Here is a 23,754-nt window from a genome sequence, read left to right on the forward strand (position 1 = left end):
TATAACTGTGCCTCAGTGGTTTTAAAATCATTATTTTGACATTATTTAAATTTACTTAAATTTTGCTGCCAAACATTCCCAAAGAGGACTTTTATAATATTAGAACAAATATATTTAAATTTGCAGTCATTAACCTTTAAAATTAAGTTTTGAAGCAAAAGAAAACTATTTCAAGTTGGCTTACATCCAGATTCCTGTTAATCATAAGGGACGAAGAAAATTTTGCAGAAAAAGCCACCATTAAGTTTACTTATGCAAAGCTATTTCTTGGAGTTAGCCTTATTTTCATATTCTTTCTATCCCTTAGCTGGCTAAGTGTCACCACATTCCTAAACAAATGGTTTGATCCCCGAACAGATTATCTGAGGGTAGACAAAACCCTGATTGAAATGGAGGAAAAAGTGGACTCGATCATTATTGAGGTAGAGAAAAAAGATCAGTATATAGCCAATTTAAGGAACGTGCTGAGTGGGGAAGTAGACTTTGCTGTTTTTGAAAATCTCTCCGATTTTGATTCAATTAGCTCTACAAACATTAATTTAACCCAAATAAGCCCCATAGACTCACAATTCAGGGCAGAATTTGAAGAAGCTGATTACGAACAATTATTATATTTGAATTCAGCGAAAAACTCCCTTCAGGATTTCTTTTTCTTTTCGCCAATTGATGGTGTAATTTCCAAACCATATAATGTAAAAGAGGGCCATTTTGGTCTTGACATTGTAGCCAAAAAGAATGAGCCTGTTAAAAGTATAGCGGATGGCACAGTAGTAATATCTTCCTGGACTCAGGATTCAGGTCATGTATTAGCCATTCAACACAAGCATGAACTAATTTCATTTTATAAACATAATTCGGCCAGACTAAAAAATGTTGGGGAAACAGTGAAAGCTGGTGATATAATTGCTATAATTGGGAATTCAGGGGAATTAACCGATGGTCCGCATTTGCATTTCGAATTATGGCACAATCGAAACCCTGTTAACCCTGAAGATTTTATATCTTTTTAAATTATTTTTTGAAATTCTATTAACTTTTATTAATAAATAGTCATTCCTCCCGTTAACAGTTAAATTTTTTTAACCTGTTTCAAGGAATATCCTTCAAACAAAATTTTTCAGATAATGAGTTTATTTAACAACAAAATAGAAAAAAAAGAAGAAGCTCAATTGGTGAATTCAAGTAACACAATTGGTAAAGGCACAGTAATTAAAGGAGATTTGGAGACCTATGGCAACATCAGGATTGAAGGAAAAGTCTATGGAAATGTTAAATCCAAATCTAAAATATCTTTAGGAGAAGGATCCTTTGTTGAAGGTAATATCATTTCACAAAACGCTGTAGTGGAAGGAGAAGTAAAAGGAAAAGTAGAAATTTCGGATAACCTTATTCTAAAGCCCACTGCCAAAATTTATGGTGATATCTATACTGGCAAACTGATCATTGAAACAGGAGCTGTATTTAACGGTAGCTGTAAAATGGGTGATGTGAAGCAAATGAATACTAATAATTCATCAAATGGTAAACCTTCACTAAACGGATCAGAAAATCAAAAAGCAAAAGCCACAGCAACCGCCTAGTGATTTTATAAAATACACCGGAATTGCTACGAAAATGGCAATTACCATATTAATTGGTGTATTCACCGGAATAAAACTGGATGAGTGGATTTCCTGGGAAATACCAGTTTTCACATTAGTGCTTACAATCCTCTCATCTGCTTTTTCCATTTACATAATTATAAAGGGAATTACAAAGTGATAATTAATGGGAAGCAAAGGGCTTTCTTATCTCCGGTACTTCGGAAATTATGACCATATTCCCCAGCTTAAGTTTTTACTGAAACTTTGAAGAAATATTTACTATCCCAGCTTTGGCTTACATTAATTTTAATTATCCCAAGCTACTGTTTTGCTACCTACATTTTTCCAATTGAAAATAAAATTGGTGCATTTGCCCAATTTCCTTTTTTCTATTTGCTTACTGCCTTTCTGCACTATAGGTTAATTAAGGCTAAAGAAAAAAATCCCAGACAATTTGTAACCAGCTTTATGGGGACCATGGGCTTAAAAATGTTTATATCTCTTCTTGCAGCAGTAGGTTTCGGACTTTTATTCAGAGACGAAGTAGCCTTTATGCTCATCCATATTTTAGTCTTGTATTTTGTTTATTCAACTTTTGAAATTGTACTGATTTTGAAGGAATTAAAGAACAAAAAAAGCCCCATTTCTTAAATTGTAAAAAAAGAATGCAATTTGTTTTAAAGATTTGATTTATTACCTAGTTTTGCGCTGTTTTTCACAGATTGAATAATTAAAAACAGGTGATGGAGCAAAACAAGCGCACAGTCAAATTGAACTTCAAATTAGTAATTTCATATCTATTTGCACTTTCCTTTATTTTAAATATAAGTTCTGTTAAGGCAGAAAGCGGAGGCGAAGAATTTAATGCTGGTGACATGATTATGCACCACGTAATGGATGCTCATGAAATTCATTATATGACACTGGCCAAGGGTACGCCAGAAGAAACTCACTTATCAATCCCTCTTCCAATCATACTCTATACTCCTGATAACGGAATTGAAATTTTTTCTTCGTCAAAATTTCACAATGATGAGCATAAATACGGAAGGTATATTATGCATCACGAAAAAATTTATATTGCCAATGAAGCAGGTGAACTTGATTTAGATGCAGAAGGTCATGCTTCAAATGCAAAGCCTCTGGATTTGTCTATTACAAAAACAGTAGCCGGTATTTTCATTTGTGTAATACTTATGTTCCTTGTTTTTGGTTCTGTGGCTAAAGCCTACAAGAAAAGACCCGGTCAGGCACCCAAAGGACTTCAATCATTTATGGAACCACTTATCCTATTTATAAGAGATGAAGTAGCCAAACCTTCCATCGGACCAAAATACGAAAAATTCATGCCTTACCTGCTTACTGTATTTTTCTTTATTTGGTTTAGCAATGTATTAGGTTTGATTCCTTTTGTAGGAGGATTTAACGTTACAGGAAACATTGCAATTACAATTGTATTGGCTCTGTTTACTTTCTTCATTACGATTATTAAAGGAAATAAACATTATTGGGCACATATCTTTGCCACACCTGGTGTACCGGGATGGTTGCTTCCATTAATGATTCCTATCGAAATATTATCGATGTTTTCTAAGCCTTTGGTACTTAACCTTCGATTATTTGCCAACATTCTGGCGGGACACATTGTAATCCTTTCATTTATGAGCCTGATTTTCTTATTTAAAGGGATGTACGGTCCTGGAGCTGGTTTTGGAGTATCGATAGTATCTATGGCTTTTGCTATGTTTATCAACTTGCTTGAAATTCTTGTAGCATTTTTACAAGCCTACGTATTTACATTGCTTTCTGCGCTTTATTTCGGAGATGCAGTTCAGGAAGCACATCATTAGAATTTAAGTTTAATTAATTATATAACCTTAATTTAAATCCAAAAATGGAGTTATTGTTTATTTTATTGCAAGAAGTAGCTGGAAATGCAATTGGTTACATGGGAGCTGGAATTGGAGCTGGTATTGCTGTAATCGGAGCTGGTATTGGTATTGGAAATATCGGTAAATCAGCTTTAGAATCAATGGCAAGACAACCAGAAATTTCTGGTGACTTAAGAGCTAACATGATTGTTGCTGCTGCTCTTGTTGAAGGTGCTGCCTTCTTTGGAATCATTGTTTGTTTATTGGTTATCCTTTTGAGATAATTATTAAACAATCATTTTATTAGTTTGCTAGAAACTGATAAAATAAAGAACCAAAAATCTCTGGTGCAATAACGATTGGTTCTGCACCAGGATTTTCTTAATTGAATTAATTCATCACTTATAAAATAATACAGAAATGGGATTAGTGGAACCTGGTATTGGGTTGATTATTTGGATGACCCTTGCCTTTTTGGTAGTGTGGGTTGGACTTTATAAAATGGCCTGGCCTTCTATCTTACAGTCCATAAAAGAAAGAGAGGATTCTATCCAAAAAGCATTAAATTCTTCTTCTGAGGCTAAAGCTGAGGTTGAAAACCTAAAAAGTGAGATTGATGAAATGAGAAAAGAGGCAAGGGCAGAGAGAGAAACAATTATCACTGAAGCAAGAGACTCGGCCAATAAAATTGTTGCTGAATCCAAAGAAGCTGCCAAAGCAGAATATGACAGGATAGTAAAAGCAGCACAAGAAGATATTAGAAATGAGAAAAATGCTGCACTTGCAGAGGTTAAAAACCAAGTGGCTAAATTCTCAATCGAAATTGCCGAAAAAGTTTTAAATAAAGAGTTAGCTGATAAGAAAGCCCAGGAGAGTTTGGTTGAGGATTTATTAAAGAGCATTTAATTGTCCCGGTAAATTTTTCAAGGTTATATTTTAAGCTAATAACAAGTTAATAAATTATGTCAGCTGATACTAGAGTTGCTACCAGATACGCAAGATCATTAATCCTTTTATCAGAGGAGAAAAATGAATTAGAAAAGGTGATGGCGGATATGTCACTGGTGGATGCCACTTGTGATGAAAGCAGGGAATTAAGAGTTTTGCTCAAGAATCCTATCATTAAAGGGGATAAAAAGTACAGGATACTAAAACAGATTTTTGAAAAAGGAATTTCAAGAACCTCTTTAGTATTTTTAAAAATAGTGGCCAGAAAAAACAGGTTAAATGCACTTCATGAAATTGCATCTGAGGTTGTCCGGCAGTATAATGAGCGAAAAGGCATCCAGCAGGCTATAGTAAAAACAGCAATTCCTTTAAATGACAAACTAAAAGCGGAATTTTCCAGAATTGTAAAAGAAGTATCTGGAAAAGAACCAATGCTTATTGAAAAAGTAGATAAAAATTTGGTGGGTGGATTTGTGCTTACAGTAGGCGACAAACAAATAGACGATTCAATCGCAACAAAATTAAAGACGCTGAAATTTAAATTTTCAGCTTAGAGATAGATAATTTAATCATTAAAATTTAAAAATAATGGCGCAGCAGGTTAGACCTGATGAGGTTTCAGCAATCTTAAGGGAGCAACTATCTGATTTTAAATCAGAAGCCGAACTGGAAGAAGTCGGTACCGTTTTGCAAGTTGGTGACGGTGTTGCCAGAATCTATGGATTATCAAATGCACAATCCGGTGAGCTTATAGAATTCCAAAATGGATTAGTAGGTTTAGTGCTTAACTTGGAAGAAGATAACGTAGGTGCGGTAATTCTTGGAGACGATACAGATATTAAAGAAGGGGATTCTGTAAAAAGAACAAGAAAAATTGCTTCTGTAAAAGTAGGGGAAGGACTTTGTGGTAGAGTAATTGACACGCTTGGAAATCCTATTGACGGAAAAGGGCCTATAGAAGGTGAACTTTTCGACATGCCGATGGAAAGAAAAGCTCCAGGGGTAATCTTTAGAAGTCCGGTAAATGAACCACTTCAAACAGGTATCAAGGCTATCGACTCTATGATTCCAATTGGCAGAGGCCAAAGGGAGTTAATCATTGGAGACAGACAAACCGGTAAAACTGCTGTTGCGATTGATACTATTATCAATCAGAAAGAATTTTATGATAAAGGTGAGCCTGTATACTGTATATATGTTGCTGTAGGGCAAAAAGCTTCTACTGTTGCAGGCGTGGTTTCAGCCTTAGAAAGAGGTGGTGCAATGGCCTATACAACTGTAGTAGCTGCCAATGCTTCTGACCCTGCTCCTATGCAATTCTTTGCCCCTTATACTGGTGCTTCTATTGGAGAATACTTCAGAGATACTGGTAGACCAGCGCTTGTGGTTTATGATGACCTTTCAAAACAAGCTGTTGCTTATAGGGAAGTTTCTCTTCTTTTAAGAAGACCTCCAGGACGTGAAGCTTACCCTGGTGATGTATTTTACCTTCACTCAAGATTATTAGAAAGAGCCGCTAAGGTTACTCCATCAGATGAGATTGCAGCTCAGATGAATGACCTTCCTGAATCTTTGAAGGACAAAGTAAAAGGAGGAGGATCTCTAACAGCTCTTCCAATCATTGAAACTCAGGCTGGTGACGTTTCTGCCTATATTCCAACTAACGTAATTTCGATTACTGATGGTCAGATTTTCCTTGAAACTAACTTGTTTAACTCAGGTATCAGACCTGCGATTAACGTTGGTATCTCAGTATCAAGGGTAGGAGGTTCTGCACAGGTTAAAAGTATGAGAAAAGTAGCAGGTACCTTAAAACTAGACCAGGCTCAATTTAGAGAACTTGAAGCTTTTGCGAAATTTGGATCTGACCTTGATGCCGCTACCAAACTTACTATCGAACGTGGTAGAAAAAACCAGGAAATATTAAAGCAGGGCCAATACTCTCCAGTTCCAGTGGAAGAGCAAGTAGCTATCATTTACGCTTCTGTTAATGGTTTTATTGATAATGTAGCAGTTGATAAAGTAAAAGCATTCGAAATTGAATTTATCGAAGTGATGAGGAAAAAAGGAGCTGATGCTTTAAAAGCTTTTAAAGCTGGAAAACTTGATGAATCTGCTATTGAAACTTTAAAGACAATTGCGTCAGAAGTTTCAGAAAATTATAAATAATTGATAATTGTTTTTCACAAGGCTTTTGAGGATTTCAAAAGCCTTGTTTAAATAAATAATAAAAGATGCCTAGTCTAAAAGAGGTAAAGAATAGGATTAGTTCAGTTACATCAACTCAGCAAATTACAAAAGCCATGAAAATGGTTGCTGCTGCTAAGTTGAGAAAAGCACAAGACAGAATTATTCAAATAAGACCTTATTCCCAAAAACTATCTGCATTATTGTCGAATGTTTCTGGTACAATTACCGGAGATATTGAAAATAAATATGCGGAAGAAAGAGAGGTGAATAATGTACTTATCATGGTAGTTACTTCTGATAGAGGTTTGTGTGGTGCTTTTAATGCAAATGTTTGCAAGGCCGTAGTTGCTCTTATTAAAAATAAATATGCGGAGTTGGAAAAGCAGGGAAAGGTTAAGTTGCTCTGTGTAGGTAAAAAAGGCTACGATTTCTTTAAAAGAAGGGACTATAATTTATTAAATGATTACGTAGAATTATTTGCCGACTTAAACTTTGAAAGTGCAAGGGAAGCTGCTGAGTTTGCCATGAATGGATTCGAAGAAGGAACTTTCGATGTGGTAGATTTAGTATATAATGAATTTAAAAATGTAGCTACCCAGATTGTAAGAACTGAGCAATTCCTTCCTATCGCCAAAGTTGAAAATGAAGAAGAAGATGAAAGCTTAAATCTTGACTACATTTTCGAACCTACAAAGGAAGAAATTATCAGGGACCTCATCCCCTATTCTTTGAGAATTGGTTTTTATAAATCACTCCTGGAGTCTAATGCTGCAGAACATGGAGCCAGAATGACAGCCATGAGCCAGGCCACAGACAATGCACAGGAACTATTGAAGCAATTGAAATTAACATATAACCGTTCCAGACAAGCAGCAATTACCAAAGAAATTTTGGAAATTGTGGGTGGTGCAGAAGCACTTGCAAACGGATAAGGATTATAGATATATTTTATAAAAAGCCCTTTATGAATAACAATTTCATAAAGGGCTTTTTTATAGCTACAAAAAAAAGAACTCAATCCGAAACGAATTGAGCTCTTAGCTTTAACAATTAAACCAAATAATCCTTAAAATATCCTACTTGAACTTATCATTTAGATAAGTTACTAATGTAAAAGTAAGGCAGGAAAATTCAAGAATTGGCTTATTTCGATTAAGCTAAGATTTGTTTCGATTAATGAATATGCATTACAGATAAGAAAAGTTTAAGTATTTCTAAAACCTGCTAAGACTTTACCTCATACTTATATTTAGAAGAGCCGAACCAGACTCAGAATCCTTTTTCCAAGGCCAACCATAACCCATTCCAATTATAGTATTCTACCCCAGCAAACCTTTTTTTATAATCGTAAAAAGAAGGAACCTGATAGCAATATCCATGATAATAATATTTTTTCTTATGGGTAATGGAAAATTCCAATTCCACCAGCATGGTATAAATGCCAAGACTGTATTTGTTGTAGGATAGATCATACATTCCGTAAATACTTGAAATGGATTGGGCTCCTATATCAAAAAAACTGGCTGCGATTAGTTTGTCACTGTCATAAACACTTACTTCCAGTCCCTCACAGGGAACCACTGCCGGCTCTTCTGATAAAAAATCATAAATTGAATTTGGAACACTTTGTTTGAACTTGGTTTTATGTTGCTCAAATAGTTCTTCTTTTTCCTCATCGATAATTGTCGGCCGAACTATCGTTTTAAAGCCTTTTGCCCTTGAAACAATTTTTCTGTGCTTTTTGGAAAATTGAAATTGGTCAAGATCAATTCTGAGGGGAAGAACCTGGCAAATTTGATTCTCATGGATATTCATATTGTACCTGAAGAAATATTTCCCAAAATGCCTCCAACCATTTGCAAACCTTTCATCTAAATTCACTGGTGAAATGGTTTCTATCTTTTTTTCTTCAAATATCAGATTTGCCAGCCTTGCCATAAATTTTCTTAGTATTGCTTAAGTGATACTGTCTATTTAAATAATCCGGTAAAATAAAAAATTGAACCCATCCAGATTCAGAGTTCTACTCCAAATTTAAGTGTTTTATTAATGGATATGCCTACAACGAATTTCAAACTGTTATCGTTTTTTTGTGAAAAAAATTTGTTTTCTTTAAAAAACCTTACATCGAAGGGTTTTATTCCAATAAAACAGGATCCACTTTAAAAACCCTCCTTAAAAGCAAAATAACAACTATTTTTAGTATTTTTATTTGATGATTCCATGTAATAAAAAGTGTCAATATTATTTAATTTGTTTGTTCTGATTAAAAAAACCTTTTACTTTTAACATTACAATAAAGATAATTCTTCAATCCAATCCTACAACACACTTCCTAATATCTAAACTAACAAAAAGATAAATTGAAAATTAACATCTGAAACTATGCTATTACTAAAATTAAATTTACTAATTGCTTCTTTGCTATTGATGGCATTTAATACAAACCCATCTCAGAAGCAACCGAGAAAAGCAGAATTTGCGGTAAACCAAATCCAAAGTTTATCTACTATTGACTTACAGGGAACCGTTTGGAAATATGAAGATGAAGATATGGTTTACGATATTGTATTTGGTGAAAATGGAACTTTAGTTTCTTCTCATCCTCATGATATCACTCCTGAAAATGACGCCTGGTCCCAGGATGGAGAAACAAATACAATCTCCTTTAGCTATAATAATAACTTTTCTGTATATGAGGGTACCCTTGTAAACGAGAGCCTGATTGTAGGAAAAGCGCATAACAGAAGTTTTTCATGGGAATGGAAAGCTTATAGAGTTGGATTTATGTAATTCAGCATTTTAAAATATTAGGTGAGATATTTTTTCTCTTTCCATTATTTGCCGTTTTTAATTCCATTTTTTCGCATCTCACCTTCCCCATTTTTTCCCTTCAAGGCTTTTTATTCACTCCCAAATAGCCTAAACCATTTTTTCCCATCCGATACGATATATATTTTTATTTCTTAGGCTACTACTTCCTGAAATTGAGTTTAGAAATTACCATTTTTTCCCATCCATTGTGTAATTTTAGTGGTACTTCTTCGACCTGTGTTCTAACCATTTACTCAGGTATTTTTTTATTTCGGAATCAACAAAAAACTAATTAACCAATGGCCAACCCAGAAAAGGAAATTATAAAAAGTATTCAAAATAACCAGACGAAACTAACTGTGGCAGATGCCTCCTCCATTACCGGCCTTGGAATTGAGGAATCAAAATCTGTTTTAGAGACACTTTTTGAAAAATACCGATGCAACCTGAAAGTCACAGAAAATGGCGACCTGATTTATGATTTTGGCAATAAACTATTCCTCCGAACTGAAAAGACATTTAAAGAAAAATGGGCAGAGATAAAAGCCTACATTGGTGGGCTTTTAATGATTATTTTTAAGATTTTAATCACCGTAGTTCTCCTGGTTTATTTCGTCATATTCACTGTTATTTTAATACTGATCATCATTGCGGCAAGTAGTAAAAATGATTCTGATACTGGAAGTTCTTCTAAAAAATCTGGAGGAGGCTCCTTTGGAAATTTCATGATTACACAAATATTTTTTAGCGAGTTAAGATCTATTTTTTATTGGCATACAATTACGGGAAACACCGTTTACTCCAAAGACAGGTATGGATACAGACACAAAGTCTATCAGCCAAGATCTGGGGCCATTAATAAAAATAAAAAAAGTAAAGTAGCCGCAGTGTATGATTTTGTTTTTGGTCCACCAAGAGTGGAAATTCATCCCCTTGAAAATGAGAAAGAAGCCGTTTCCTATATCAACCAAAATAAAGGAATTATTACTACAAATGAATTAATGGGTTTGGCAAGCTGGCGGAAACCTGAAGCCGAAAATTTCTTCTCAAAATTGTTGTTAAACTTTGATGGAGAAGGTAAAATAAGTGATAATGGTACGTTGTTCGGAGATTTTTATACGCTCATTAGAAAAGCAGGAAGCCAGAAAAATTTTCCCATTACCTGGTACTGGGATGAATACGAACCAGAATATGAAATCACTGGTAATTCTGTTGGTACTAATGCCGCAATAATTTTCTTTGCTCTGTTCAATCTCATTGGAGGCATCCTTTTTCTATCCACGGTTTTAAGCCCGGAAGCGGCTTCCGGTATACTTTATACGGTAAACAATTCAGATAACCTCCTGGTGCAAAGTATTTTAGGAACACTTTTCTCAAACCCTGCTCAATTCTCCTTTGTACTTGGCTGGTTTCCAACATTTTTCTTTTCAGCTTTTTTAGCCTATCCTCTGTATAGAAGTTTTATTATCAAAAAGAAAAATCATAATATTCATTTAGAAAATATCCGCAAAAGGCTGTTGAAGGAAATTTATTTGAGTAATCAGGACAAATTAAACATCGATGAGTTAACAAGTCTTACCAATTCCCGAAACAATAATGAAGAAAAGCTGGAAAAAGAAGCCATTAAAATGATGATGGATGACTTAATCTATGATCTTGAAGGAGAAATGATCGTAGATGATCAGGCACAAATTTTATATGATTTTTCCAGGTTCAAGACCGATTTAAAAGAAATTGAAAGTTTAAGGGCACAAAGGAAATTAGACAATTCTTTGGGAGATATAATGATTGAGTCAAATAATGAATAAAAAAACGAGGATGGCCCTCCCATCAGTTAATAGGTGTATTTTTTTTGGTTTTAAGATATATGCCCTATTGCTGTTGTTTGGATGTACAAATAAAAAGACAGAATTAGTCTGGGATAAATCATTTTACAAAATAGGTTCTCAATCCTCTATTCGAACTACTGATATGAATCAGGATGGTATTCTTGATCTTATAATTGGGGCAGGCAGAAATGAAGAACAATTCAGTGAATCAGGGATACTGGCTATAAATGGCCAGAATGGAGAATTAATCTGGCAACAGGAAACCCAGGACCAGGTTTTTGGAGCAGCTACTTTTTTGGATATTGATAATGATAAAATAGAAGATATTATTATTGGAGGAAGAGGGCCTCAATTGAAAGCGCTAAATGGAAAAACTGGTGATGTTATTTGGCAATTTAACCCTGAACAATATCAAAGTGATTCCCTATTAAAATATGCCCGTTATAATTTTTACAATACTGTATTAATCCCGGACCAAAATGAGGATGGACTTGCGGATATTTTGACTGTTAATGGAGGAAATGCCAGGGCTGAGGTCAACTCCTATAAAGACCGCTATCCTGGTGTTTTGCTTATCCTTGACGCCAAAAATGGCAATATCATTAAAGGAGATACTATGCCAGATGGCAGAGAATCATACATGTCCCCCATTTGTTTTTCCCAACCAGATAATGCCGATTATACCCTAATTTTTGGCTCCGGTGGCGAAACTATTTCGGGTAATTTATATCAGATTTCCCTTTCCGAGTTTGTTGCAAATGGCTTAAAAAATGCGGAGAATATTGCTTCTGAAAAAGACCATGGTTTTATTGCCCCGCCAACCGCGGTCGATATTTCTAAGGATGGTATTTTGGATATTGTAGCCATTTCACATGCCAGTACAGTTTTCGCCATTAATGGGAAAGACCTGAGTCAGATGTGGAAAAAGAAAATTGAAAACACTGAGTGTAGTAACAGTATGGCTGTTGGTTATTTTAATGATGATGATATACCTGACTTGTTCACTTTTGTGAGTAAAGGAGTTTGGCCGGAGAATAATGGCTCCTTACAAATTATGTTGGATGGAAAAAATGGAGAGATTGCCTACCAAAACACAATGGGCTGTACCGGGTTTTCCTCTCCAGTGGTTTACGACCTGGATAATGATGGCATAGATGAAGCCATAATTAGTATAAATGAATTCGACTGTAACACCAGTTTTGCAAACAAAATAACAGGAGGTATTCAAAATAAACTTCTAGCTATAAACTTCAAATCCAACACCATACAACCCATAGATCAGCAACCTGATTTTAAAAATATTTTCACTACTCCCTGGATAGGAGACCTCGATAATGACGGCTATCTGGATATTTTATATGGCCAATATTATAGCCCAAATATTGATATTCTCTCCTTTTTAGGCATGAGAGTAAAAAGAATTTCTACGTCTATTCCCATGAGGGAAGAGGTAAAGTGGGGAGCATATATGGGCTCTAATGGGGATGGGATATATCCAATTCCTTAACTCAAAAAAGCCATATGCGAGTAATTCGCAAATGGCTTTTGATTTTAAAGTTTAAAAATTTATCCAATTAGTTCACATCCCACCAGACTTTGCCTAAGTGCGTGTCTGGAGAAGTACCTCCACTAGCAATATTATCACTATTTGTAGCAATTTCATGAGAAGGATACCTTAACCTTCTTGGAATTTGTCCATTGGTGATATTTCCAGGATAATCTATTGGAGTTAAATTTGGGTATCCGGTTCTTCTATAATCACTCCATGCTTCCCACCAGTTTAAGAATTTACTCAACCACATTTGAGTACCTATCATTTCCAAAGCGTTTGCACCTCCGTTTGTGTAAGGATAAGCTGCAAGGTAAGCATCTACAGCAGCATCGGATACGGCAAATGAGGCATCAAATGGTTCATACATTTGCATTGCGGCTCTAACACCTGCATCATAGTGCTCTTTTGCACTACCACTAACAGTCCCAATGCCTCTCTCTATGGCTTCAGCCTGAAGGAACTCTACTTCTGCATAGCTCATCAACATATAAGGATCATCCACATCAATAAATGCCACATTCAATCTGGAAAACAACTCATTAGGATTAGTTCCTGTAATCCCGGTGTATTCATCAAGTGTCCCTGCATCAAGACCATTTGGCATTCCCTCCTGAGCAAGAGGATCGGTATCCCCATTTACACCATCAGAGAAAATCATTAACCTGGGATCATCATCAGCTACGCTGTTTGGATCGTCTCCTTTCAATACATCAATGAGGGTTTTACTCATTATACGGGATTGCCCACCATCACCAGGGATAAAAGCCCGCGAAATTCCATTTTGATTAGTCCATTGACTTGGAGTTTCTGACATAGGCACCCAGGGAATGTCGTCATTGCTATTAAAGACTCCAGCACCCGAAAGGGCCTTGGTCACCATAGTTCCTGCTGTAGCAGCATCCACATTCGACATTCTCATGGCCATTCTCAACATAATTGAATTGGCCCATCTTTTCCATTTATCCACATCCCCCTGAAAAATCATATCTGCAGCGGCAAAACCATCATCTGGATTAGAGGCACTTATGGCTGCACCAGCTTGTTCTAACTCACTTAAAACAGCAGTGTAAATAGCCTGTTGATTATCGTATTCTGGGAAGAATTCACCTTCTATACCTTGTAGGGCAGAAGAATAAGGGATATTTCCGTAATAATCGGTCAGTCTTTGAAAAAGAAAAGCCCTAAGAATTCTTGCTGCTTCCCTGGTATTTTTTCTTCTTCCTTCTTCAAATCCACCTTCACCTGTTTGCTTCAATACTTCATTCAGGTTTTTTAACTGGCCACCATAAATAAATTCCCATGGTGCATTGTCAGATTCTACATTTTCAAAATACTTATCACCAGATGACAATCCGCCACCTCCGGAATTCGCCAGATGCTGTACCCAGTAAGAGCAATAACCAATGTTGGTTCTCCAGTCAATATACCTGTTATCTCCTTCAGATCCTCCGGAAGCAGCTCCTAGCTGAGCAGCGGAAAAAAGGAAGTTCATATTTACCTCATTCAAAGCCTGAGGGTTAATATTTAAATTGTGGAGTTTTTCTGTATCGCAACCTGCTAGCGGGACAAGCAAAGCCAACCCACTAATTAATAATTTATATATATATCTCATTTTCATTTCAGTTTTGATTTAAAATCCTACTCTTAAATTGAAACCATAACTACGTGTGGCGGGTAGGGCAAAATATTCCAGCCCCTGTGCACCGGCATTATTTGAATATCCGGATTCAGGATCCACATTATCAATGTTTTTACTAATTACCCACAAATTTCGACCAACTAAGGATAGGGTTAAGTTTTGAATAGGTGTATTGGCTAACATACTTCTTGGGAAGGAATACCCTAGCGTCATCTGTCTTAGTTTAACAAATGAGGCGTCATAAATAAACATGCTTGAAATTGCAGTACTTTCACCGCCTACTCTATTCCAATAAATATTTGCTTCTTCTACAGTAAGATCTCTATCCACAGGAGTATAAACAGGGGCTTCCGGGGTACCGGTATTCACCACACCATTTATATGCAATGGAGCTTCTCCGGCCCTTCCAATTAGGGATTGCTGATGTAACCCCCACTGAGTTAACCTGTTATTTGTTCCTGAGAAAATATCACCACCTGATTTAAAGTCAATTAAAAAATCAAGCGTAAATCCTTTATAACTCAAGGTGTTGTTTAAACCTCCGGTGAAATCCGGAACTCCGTTTCCTATTGGAACATAATCTGTAGAAGCCAATGGAGTGCCATCTTCATTAAATATTGGGGTGCCATCCTCAGTAGTTTGTTGAACCCGTCCGGTGATTGTACCAAAAGGCTGCCCTACAATATGCTTTATTCTAACATTTCTGGTTCTTGGTTCCTCAGCGGATAATTCATCACTTCCTTCAATCAATGATACCACCTCATTATTATTCTTAGCAAAGTTCAAGGCCACATCCCATGTAAAGTCTCCTTGTATTGGAGTACCAGTCAGCAATACTTCTATACCTTTATTGGTAATTTCACCAATATTTACAAAGGTAGAACCAAAACCTGATGCTCTCGAAATTGTCGCATTAAGAATATCATCAGTGGTTTTCTGATCATAATAGGTAAAATCTACTCCAAATCTATTTTCAAAGAACCTCAAGTCTACACCAAATTCCATTTCAGTTGAAGTGGCTGGTTGTAATTGAGGGTTTGGAATACTTCCATTATTTCCACCGGCAGAAGAGAAAGTAGCCATATTATACCCTAAATGAGTATTACCATTTAACGAGTAAGTCAAATTTGCATCATAGGGATTAATATTAGCAATTCCTACCTGTGCCCAGGAAGCTCTTACTTTTCCAAAACTTAACCAGGAAGGAAGAGATTCTAAATGATCTGAGAAAATATAACTTGCTCCTACAGAAGGATACAGAATACTGTTATATTCAGGATTTAAGACAGAGAACCAGTCATTTCTGGCAGTAGCAGTTAAAAATAAGTAACCATCGTAACTAATTTCGGCAGAACCATAGACTGAATTTATTCCGCTTTCACTAAAACCATAACCGAAGTTCCTGGTAGCAGCGTTGTTTATGGCATCAAAAAACTGCACACTAAATCCATTTCCATTGGCAGAAATCCTTTCACTCACTCTATGCATTTTGTTTCCTCCGGCAAATGCATTTACATTAATTTTTCCAAAGCTCTTGTCAAAACCCAACATCCAGTCCATATTTATTTCTCTTACACGATCTTCTCCTTCTGTTCTGGCCCCTCCCAAATTATATCCAGTTCCTTCTGGAGTTAACTGGGTATCTCTTCTGGTAAACCAGTCCATTCCTATCCTACCAGACATATACAACCAGTCAGTAATATCATATCGAAGTGAACCACTGGCGATAAACCTATCTCTAATATCCGTATTCTGTTCGACCTGAGTTACCCAATATGGGTTTTGCCCCCAGTTATTAGCTGCTGGCAACAATTCCTGGCCAGGGAACTTAGGATCACCTCCCTGCCCGTAAATGGTTAAAAGTTCATCACTGGTTCCTGCCGGGATGGCTCCTGGTTTATTAGGGTCACCTTTATAAGTTTCTACGTTCACACTCGGAGGAGTTCTCCAGACAGATTGCACAGAGTTACTAGGTGAATCTGATAATCGTGGTCTGTTTTTAGCCTCTTCATGAGAATATAAAACCTTAGCATTTAAGGTCAGTTTCTTGGCAAATTTAGAATTGATATTTAGGGTTAAATTGGTTTTATCAAAACCTGAATTGGGTACAATAGACTCACTTCGTAGGTCAGAAATTGAAAATCGGAAAGTCTGATTATCTCCACCACCGCTAAATGCAATCGTATTGGTCCAGGCCTGACCTGTTTCAAAAAATCGGTCAAAATTGTCTCCTGCAGAAGAATAAGGCCTTTCTACCCCATCAAACTGAATCACCTGGCTGCCATCCATGGCAGTACCCCAAGACTGGTTGCCCCATTGGAAAGCCTGCTGGGCAGTGGTAGGCCTTGTGGCTACACCATTCACATAATTTCCAGCTCCATATTTATTTTGCAAATCACTTTGGTCATACAATTTATCCACTACATAATTGGAATTAAATTCCACACCTATCCCCTTTCTCTTTGTTCCCTGTTTGGTGGTGATGTTAATCACACCATTACCACCTCTGGAACCATAAAGTGCCGCAGCATTTGCTCCTTTTAAAACTGTGATCGATTCAATATCATCTGGGTTTATACTGGTTAGTCCGTCACCTTCATCACTACCACCCCAAAGACCTGCCTGACCAAATCCAGAGTTATCTATCGGAACTCCATCTACCACATAAAGTGGTTGGTTTTGTCCACCAAGGGTTTTGTTACCCCGGATGATGATACGGGAAGAACCCGCTGGTCCTGAGGAAGGTTTCGAAACATTTACCCCTGCTACACGTCCTACTAAGGCATTTCCAAGGTTATTTTCTCTTGCTTCTGTAAACTTATCACCTCCTACTTCAGTCACAGAGTATTGCAGTGCTTTGGTTTCCCTTTCCACCCCAAGTGCAGTCACCACCACTTCCTGTAATTGTTTTATATCTGCTTCCAGTTTTACATCAATCACTGATTGATTTCCAACAGCAATAGTCTGTGCCAGAAAACCAATATAAGAAAATTGCAAAGAACCTCCTTCCGGAACTTCAATCGTATATTTACCATCTATATCTGTTACAGTTCCCTGTGAGGATCCTTCCACAATTACACTGACACCAGGAAGAGGCTCCGCATCTTCTGCAGTTGTTACAGTTCCGGTAACGCTTTGTTGCTGAATAATATCCTCCTCTACATCTACCGACCTAAAAAGACTTTTCTCTCTTTTCACTACATGAATTACTTCATCTATCCGCTTGAATTTCAATTTTTTATTCTTTGAAATATCCCGCAAAACATTCCCAAGAGATTCGTTCTCCACCTTTACACTGATCTTGGTATTTTTATTTATCCTGGAATCATTAAATGCAAAGTCGAAATCTGTCTTAGTACTGATTACCTCAAAAACTTCCTTTAAGGTAAGGTTTTCCAGTTCTAAGGAAAGATAAACTTCATCGATGCTGGCTTTCTGGGCGTTTCCGTTATTGGCTAACAATACAGAACCGACCAGACATTGGACAAAAATCCCATAAAAAAAGAGTTTAGACATAATAAAAATTTGTCGTATTAATTTCCATTTCATACTTTTAAGTGGTTTTGAGTAAATAAAAAACACTCACAGGCCGAATTTATCCTGTAAATGCCGACTCTCCGTCCAAAAATTGTCGGCATTTGCTTTTTATTGACCTCTGTTTTAAAAAATTAAACTGTAAAAATTTGAATCTTAAAAAGATATTTTAAATCATAGGCATTGAGCATTAGGGTTTTCCAATATGTTAGTGTTTTCCAATTATAGTTAAGTTTTTATTTTCAATTGTATAGGTAAATTTTGAAGTGTAACTAATTCCCTCCATTACCACATCCAGGCTTTTATTACTATAGGTTCCTTCAAATTTCCCAGTAATTAATTCCTTATCAACAACATGCACTGAAACATCATACCACCTTTCCAATGCAGAAATGACTTCGTCAATATTTGCTCCTTTAAAAACCAAAACCCCGTCTTTCCAGCCAAAATACTTTTCAGAATCAAATGCACTTAATTCAATTTTATCATTCGCACATCTGGCCATCTCATTAGAACTTAAAAAAACAGACTCCAGTTCAGTTTTTGTATTTTCCACTTTCACCTTCCCAGAGCTTACTGCAACTTGTACTTTGTTATGATTATATGCTCTTACATTAAATGAAGTACCAAGTACAGTAGTTTTGATTTCTCCAGTATGGATTACAAAAGGATTACTTTCATTTCGGGCAACTTCAAAATAAGCTTCCCCTTCAAGGAAAACTTCCCGCTTATTCGTAGAAAAAGTTTTAGGAAACTGGATCTTACTCTCCGAATTTAGCTTCACTACAGAGCCATCACTTAAGGTAAGTGTTAGTTTTTGCCCCCTGGGCACTAACTTTTCAATCATTACAAGCTCCTCCTTTGTAACGGCATCCCGGCTAACTTCAATTGCATAAAAAATTCCAGTAAAAGCCAAAACCAAAAAGGCAGCAACAGCCGCCACCTTATTCAATCCAAAAATATTTTTTTGAATACTCCTCACCTTTCCTTTTTTCTCTTCAAGGTGACCGAAATTTTTGTTCCTTTTTACAGTATGGAGGTTATTTGTTTTTTTATCAAGAATTCGATTGATTTTATCATTAATATCTAGCAGATGGTCTTCAGGAAGCCTTGTTCTTTTACCTACCTGAAGCTCCAGCAAAACTTTTCTGGCTTCCTCTACTTCATAAATTTTGTGTGGATTTCTTTCTACCCAATCATTCCAAAAATCAAAATGATCCTTGTCCGAATGAAACACATATTGCTGAAATGTTTCATCACAAATAAAATCATCGATTGTGTATCTTCCAAAATCCATATAAAACCAGCTTGAGCTGTTAAAAAATCTAGTTTAGTCGTCTTTTATCTACTTTTAGAGAAACTCTTGTTACCTATTAATATAGATACTACCTTCTGGATTTCTTACTGTAAATTACTGAAAAAAAAATCAAAAACTAGAATAACTCACTGATTATCAGGAAGAAAAAATTTTATTTCAACTTTTCAACAGACAAATGGCGATCCAGGCAAAAAAAGTTTTTTCTTAACGATTTAATGGCCTCCTGCAACAAATTGTGAACGGATTGTTTTTTTAAAGACATCACTTCAGCTATTTCATCATAATTCAACCCCTGATAGAACTTTAGATAAACAATTTCCTTTTGTCTGTTAGAGAGCTTAGAGAGGATGGAGATTAATTTTTGTTTATTTTCTTGGGTTTGCTGCTTCCCAATTATTTTATCCTCCACAGAGAATAAAAATTCCGGCAATATATTTTTCAGGTTTTCCTGATGCGCCTCTTCTCTTTTTTCTGCCGCCAAAACCCGAACAACCCTTCTTTTTAAAGATTTAAACAGGTAAGACTTGAGGTTATAAATTATTTGGAGAGCATTTCGTTTTTCCCACAAGGTAATCAACATATCCTGGATACAATCTTCACTAATCTCTGGATTTTTGGAAAGTTTAATGCCATAATAGTAAAGATCACTGTAATATTTATTGATAATATATTCCAGTGCCTCTCTTTCTCCATTTTTAAGGTCTATCCAAACCTTATAATCACCTTCATTACTATGCATATTAGTATATGTGTTAATTCATTTCATATTTAGGTATCTCCTAGTATTGTAATTGTGGTAATCACTTCCATTTTTCGATCAATTTAAGTAAAACTTAAAATCTTGCAAAGATTATTGAAAGTATTTTTTTGTTCTAATTGTTATAATTACTGGAAATAATTACATAAAGTCAACCATTTTTTGCGGAAATTTGCAGGAAATACTCATCATTACCTTAAATTTATTCCTTATTCTGGCACCATTTCCTTGTATTTTTGAAGGTTTTAATATTTTTTAGAATAAACAAATCGCATAGCTAAAGTCAATAATAATTTATTGGCGGAAATATAAACCCAAAATTTTGATCGATTAAAAGTCATCAAACCAATGCACTATGAAAGCAACTTTACCATTATTTTTAATTTGCATATTTTTATTTTCATTCACCGGGATTAATGATCCGGATCCCAGGGAGGGAAAATTATTTAAATTGGTTTCTCCAAAGCACTCTGGTATTTCCTTTAGCAATGATATTATTGATACCAGAGCACACAGCATCCTTATTTACTCGAACTATTATGGAGGAGCGGGTGTAGGAATAGGCGATATCAACAATGATGGCCTTCCAGACCTTTATTTAGCAGGAAATCTGGTTCCGGATAAGCTTTACCTTAATAAAGGAAATTTACAGTTTGAGGATATTACCGAAAAAGCAGGTATAATGGATAATGGAGGCTGGTCCTCAGGTGTACTTTTTGGGGATGTGAATCAGGATGGCTTTACTGATATTTATGTTACAAGGGAACTGTATGACGATAATCCTGAACTTAGAAAAAATAAATTATACATCAATAACGGGGACAATACTTTCACAGAAAGTGCGGAAGAATATAAAGTTGATGATAACCAGAGAACCCGTCATGCAACCTTCCTGGATTATGATAAAGATGGTGATCTGGATCTTTTTCTACTCAACCAACCTCCCAACCCTGGAGACTACTCTCCTTACTTCGGCAAGGAATTGTTAATTGATGAATATGCCTGTAAGTTACTTGAAAATCAAGGGAACAGTTTTAAGGATGTTACCAAAAAGGCCGGGCTTTTTAAAACTGGTTTTCCAAATAGTGTAACCGCAAGTGATCTGAATAATGATGGCTGGACTGACTTATACGTAAGCAATGATTTTTGGGCAGGTGACTGGCTTTATTTTAATAATGGCGATGGCACTTTTACCAATAAAATTGATGAATCAGTGAAACACATTTCCTTCAGCAGCATGGGAGTAGATGCAGGAGATATTAATAATGATGGTAAACTTGACCTCATGGTAGTAGATATGGTGGCCGAAGACAATTATCGGCTCAAGGCAAATATGGGGGGAATGAATCCAAAAGCTTTTTGGAAGGTAGTAAATGATGGCGGTCATTATCAATATATGTTCAACACATTTCAGCTAAATCTGGGAGAGGAAAAATTCAGTGAAATTGCCCAGTTGGCCGGAGTAGCTTCTACCGACTGGAGCTGGTCTAACCTTTTTGCTGACTTGGATAACGATGGCTGGAAAGATATTTTCGTAACTAACGGGCTTTTAAGAGATATTAGAAATACAGACTCGAATAAGAAGTTCAAGGAATATGTAGAGGGTTCTATCAAAGAATATCTGGCTAAAAACCCAAATCCTGATGAAAATGTGGGTGTTTGGGATATTGCCGATATGCAAAAAGCCATTGCATTTTCTCCTTCCGAAAAATTGCAAAACTACGCTTTCAGGAATAAAGGAGATTTAACCTTCCAAAAAGTAAATTCCGATTGGGGATTTGAAGAAAAATTATTTTCAAATGGCTCTGCCTATGCCGACCTGGATAACGATGGCGACCTGGATTTGGTAATTAATAATGTAAATGATCTGGCTTCAATTTATGAAAATAAAGCCACTGAAATTTCGGGTCACAATTACCTTAGAATAATTCCTAAATCAGAAGAAAAATCAGTGGCAAGGATAGGCACGAAAGTATGGCTTGAAGCAAGTGGTGAACAGCAATATTTCGAAATCACAGGTGTGCGGGGGATGTATTCTACCAGTGAGGAAATTGTTCATTTTGGGTTGGGCAAACATAAAAAGGCTGATAAAATTATTATTCAATGGCCTGATGGAAATCAACAGGAATTGAAAAACGTAAAAGCCAATCAGGTAATAGAGGTTAATTATCATGATGCCAAACCTGTTTCCAACCCTGAAAAGCCTTTATCGCAAACCCTTTTCAGTAATATCACAACAAGCGCTAATTTGTCTTTCAAACATGTTGAAAATGAATTTGATGATTACACCATGCAAGTACTTCTCCCACATAAAATGTCTGGATTAGGACCTTGCCTGGCAAAAGGAGATGTCAACAATGATGGTTTGGAGGATTTCTATGCTGGAGGTTCTACGGGGAATGAAAGAGCGCTGTTTATTCAAAAACCTGATGGCACATTTATCAAACAAGCCTCTCCGGCACTTTCTGGAGATAAATTCTACGAAGATTTAGGCGCCACTTTCTTTGATGCTGATGGAGATAAAGATCTGGACTTATATGTGGTAAGTGGCGGAAATGAATTCGAACCCCAGTCAGAAATGTATCAGGACAGGCTATATCTTAATGATGGCAAAGGAAATTTTGAAACTAGCAAAGACCTGATTCCAGAAATGAGGACGAGTGGCTCTAAAGTGAGGGCGGCAGATTTTGATAAAGATGGCGATTTAGACTTGTTCGTAGCCGGACGCCATATTCCCTGGGCCTATCCCGAACCGGCAAGTAGTACTTTATTGCTCAATGAAAATGGCAAATTTGTGGATGTAACCCAGCAAATGGCCAAAGACTTAATCAATATTGGAATGGTGAACGATGGGAAATGGATGGATTTTAATGGAGATGGATTATTGGATTTGGTTTTGGCAGGGGAATGGATGCCTATAACTTTTCTTGAAAATAAGGGAAGTGAATTTGTGGATGTGACGGCCACTTTAGGATTACAGGACAAAACCGGTTGGTGGTTTGGTCTGGAGGCAGCAGATATAGATAATGATGGGGATATGGATCTTGTTGCAGGAAACCTGGGCTTAAACTACAAATATAAAGCCTCAGATCAGGAGCCTTTTGAAGTGTATTACAATGATTTTGACAAAAATGGCAAAAAAGATATCGTATTGGCTTATTACAATTTTGGAACACTTTATCCATTGAGGGGAAAATCATGTTCTTCTGAACAAGTTCCCATGCTTAATACCAAATTCAAAACTTACGATATGTTTGCCTCCTCCGAATTATCTGACATTTACGGTAATAAAAATCTGGATAAATCTCTTCACTATGAAGCCAATACTTTTGCCTCTGCTTATATCGAAAACTTAGGTGATGGAAAGTTTGAGTTTCATGCCTTGCCTGTAGAAGCCCAATTCTCTGTTGGAAACGATATAATTATTGAGGATTTCGACCATGATAAAAAGCTGGATATTCTCATTGCCGGTAACCTCTATGATGCAGAAGTCGAAACCGCACGAAATGATGCCGGATATGGGGTTTTCTTAAAGGGAAATGGCAAAGGAGACTTTAAAAGTATTCATCCTGAAAAGAGTGGCTTTTTTACTCCTTATGATGTGAAAAGTCTGGAAGTTATTGAAAGCAATAGCGGAAAAATAATAATAGTGGGTAGTAATAATGATTACCTCCAAGCCTTCAGGGTCAGCAAGAGTGATCAGTAATACAACCCTTGAT

General features: G+C 36.3%; 19 protein-coding genes. 14 read left to right on the plus strand and 5 right to left on the minus strand.

From position 1 onward, the window contains the following. Nucleotides 1–149 precede the first annotated feature (149 nt). The 10 genes from A3EM_RS0114625 (at nt 150) to atpG (ending at nt 7,524) form a co-directional block, all read left to right on the plus strand. Nucleotides 150–1,010, plus strand: coding sequence for a M23 family metallopeptidase (locus A3EM_RS0114625; RefSeq protein WP_020528968.1), 861 nt, complete (start codon nt 150–152; stop codon nt 1,008–1,010). Nucleotides 1,011–1,124: 114 nt separating this feature from the next. Beyond that, complete coding sequence (locus A3EM_RS0114630; protein WP_020528969.1) at nt 1,125–1,580, plus strand: bactofilin family protein; 456 nt, start codon at nt 1,125–1,127, stop codon at nt 1,578–1,580. A gap of 7 nt (nt 1,581–1,587) precedes the next feature. After that, nucleotides 1,588–1,761 carry an AtpZ/AtpI family protein gene (locus A3EM_RS46915; protein ID WP_281169822.1) on the plus strand — a complete coding sequence of 58 codons (174 nt, stop codon included), beginning with the start codon at nt 1,588–1,590 and terminating at the stop codon, nt 1,759–1,761. An 86-nt stretch (nt 1,762–1,847) separates the two neighbouring features. Further along, nucleotides 1,848–2,234, plus strand: coding sequence for a hypothetical protein (locus tag A3EM_RS0114645; RefSeq protein ID WP_020528971.1), 387 nt, complete (start codon nt 1,848–1,850; stop codon nt 2,232–2,234). Nucleotides 2,235–2,353: 119 nt separating this feature from the next. Next, nucleotides 2,354–3,433 (plus strand): F0F1 ATP synthase subunit A, encoded by a 1,080-nt coding sequence (atpB, locus tag A3EM_RS0114650; protein ID WP_026210301.1) that lies wholly within the window; start codon nt 2,354–2,356, stop codon nt 3,431–3,433. A 44-nt stretch (nt 3,434–3,477) separates the two neighbouring features. Beyond that, entirely contained in the window at nt 3,478–3,738 is a 261-nt protein-coding gene (gene atpE / locus A3EM_RS0114655; RefSeq protein WP_020528973.1) for an ATP synthase F0 subunit C, read from the plus strand. A 136-nt stretch (nt 3,739–3,874) separates the two neighbouring features. Then, the gene (atpF, locus tag A3EM_RS0114660) at nt 3,875–4,360 is read left to right on the plus strand and encodes a F0F1 ATP synthase subunit B (protein WP_020528974.1); all 486 of its coding nucleotides are present in this window, start codon (nt 3,875–3,877) and stop codon (nt 4,358–4,360) included. A gap of 56 nt (nt 4,361–4,416) precedes the next feature. Further along, nucleotides 4,417–4,956: an ATP synthase F1 subunit delta gene (atpH, locus tag A3EM_RS0114665; protein WP_020528975.1), complete on the plus strand. Its 540-nt coding sequence runs from the start codon at nt 4,417–4,419 to the stop codon at nt 4,954–4,956. 34 nt (nt 4,957–4,990) lie between these two features. Then, the gene (gene atpA / locus A3EM_RS0114670; protein WP_020528976.1) at nt 4,991–6,571 is read left to right on the plus strand and encodes a F0F1 ATP synthase subunit alpha; all 1,581 of its coding nucleotides are present in this window, start codon (nt 4,991–4,993) and stop codon (nt 6,569–6,571) included. Between the two features lie 65 nt (nt 6,572–6,636). Next, a complete protein-coding gene (gene atpG, locus A3EM_RS0114675) occupies nt 6,637–7,524 on the plus strand; it encodes an ATP synthase F1 subunit gamma (protein ID WP_020528977.1) in 888 nt (295 codons plus the stop codon). Between the two features lie 337 nt (nt 7,525–7,861). Here the strand turns inward: atpG and A3EM_RS0114680 are convergent, their stop codons facing one another. Next, nucleotides 7,862–8,530: a hypothetical protein gene (locus A3EM_RS0114680; protein WP_020528978.1), complete on the minus strand. Its 669-nt coding sequence runs from the start codon at nt 8,528–8,530 to the stop codon at nt 7,862–7,864. Nucleotides 8,531–8,977: 447 nt separating this feature from the next. On the opposite strand from A3EM_RS0114680, the gene A3EM_RS0114685 reads away from it, so the two are divergent. From A3EM_RS0114685 to A3EM_RS0114695, 3 genes are all read left to right on the plus strand, one after another. Continuing rightward, nucleotides 8,978–9,385: a hypothetical protein gene (locus A3EM_RS0114685; protein WP_157637896.1), complete on the plus strand. Its 408-nt coding sequence runs from the start codon at nt 8,978–8,980 to the stop codon at nt 9,383–9,385. Between the two features lie 320 nt (nt 9,386–9,705). Continuing rightward, complete coding sequence (locus A3EM_RS0114690; protein WP_020528980.1) at nt 9,706–11,214, plus strand: hypothetical protein; 1,509 nt, start codon at nt 9,706–9,708, stop codon at nt 11,212–11,214. Next, nucleotides 11,207–12,742: a PQQ-binding-like beta-propeller repeat protein gene (locus A3EM_RS0114695; protein WP_020528981.1), complete on the plus strand. Its 1,536-nt coding sequence runs from the start codon at nt 11,207–11,209 to the stop codon at nt 12,740–12,742. The genes A3EM_RS0114690 and A3EM_RS0114695 overlap by 8 nt, the downstream gene beginning before the upstream one ends. A gap of 67 nt (nt 12,743–12,809) precedes the next feature. Here A3EM_RS0114695 and A3EM_RS0114700 read toward each other — a convergent pair whose 3' ends face one another. The 4 genes from A3EM_RS0114700 to A3EM_RS42470 all read right to left on the minus strand — a co-directional run bounded on the left by A3EM_RS0114700 (nt 12,810) and on the right by A3EM_RS42470 (nt 20,017). Continuing rightward, nucleotides 12,810–14,399, minus strand: coding sequence for a SusD/RagB family nutrient-binding outer membrane lipoprotein (locus tag A3EM_RS0114700; protein ID WP_026210302.1), 1,590 nt, complete (start codon nt 14,397–14,399; stop codon nt 12,810–12,812). An 18-nt stretch (nt 14,400–14,417) separates the two neighbouring features. Further along, nucleotides 14,418–17,942, minus strand: coding sequence for a SusC/RagA family TonB-linked outer membrane protein (locus A3EM_RS0114705; protein WP_020528983.1), 3,525 nt, complete (start codon nt 17,940–17,942; stop codon nt 14,418–14,420). Nucleotides 17,943–18,168: 226 nt separating this feature from the next. After that, nucleotides 18,169–19,257: a FecR family protein gene (locus A3EM_RS45855; protein ID WP_020528984.1), complete on the minus strand. Its 1,089-nt coding sequence runs from the start codon at nt 19,255–19,257 to the stop codon at nt 18,169–18,171. A gap of 172 nt (nt 19,258–19,429) precedes the next feature. Then, nucleotides 19,430–20,017, minus strand: a complete 588-nt coding sequence (locus tag A3EM_RS42470) for an RNA polymerase sigma factor (protein WP_020528985.1) — start codon at nt 20,015–20,017, stop codon at nt 19,430–19,432. A 373-nt stretch (nt 20,018–20,390) separates the two neighbouring features. Between A3EM_RS42470 and A3EM_RS0114720 the strand changes: the two genes are divergently transcribed. Continuing rightward, nucleotides 20,391–23,741, plus strand: coding sequence for a VCBS repeat-containing protein (locus A3EM_RS0114720; protein WP_020528986.1), 3,351 nt, complete (start codon nt 20,391–20,393; stop codon nt 23,739–23,741). The last annotated feature ends 13 nt before the right edge of the window (nt 23,742–23,754 follow it).

The organism is Flexithrix dorotheae DSM 6795 (assembly GCF_000379765.1).
Lineage (GTDB): Bacteria > Bacteroidota > Bacteroidia > Cytophagales > Flammeovirgaceae > Flexithrix > Flexithrix dorotheae.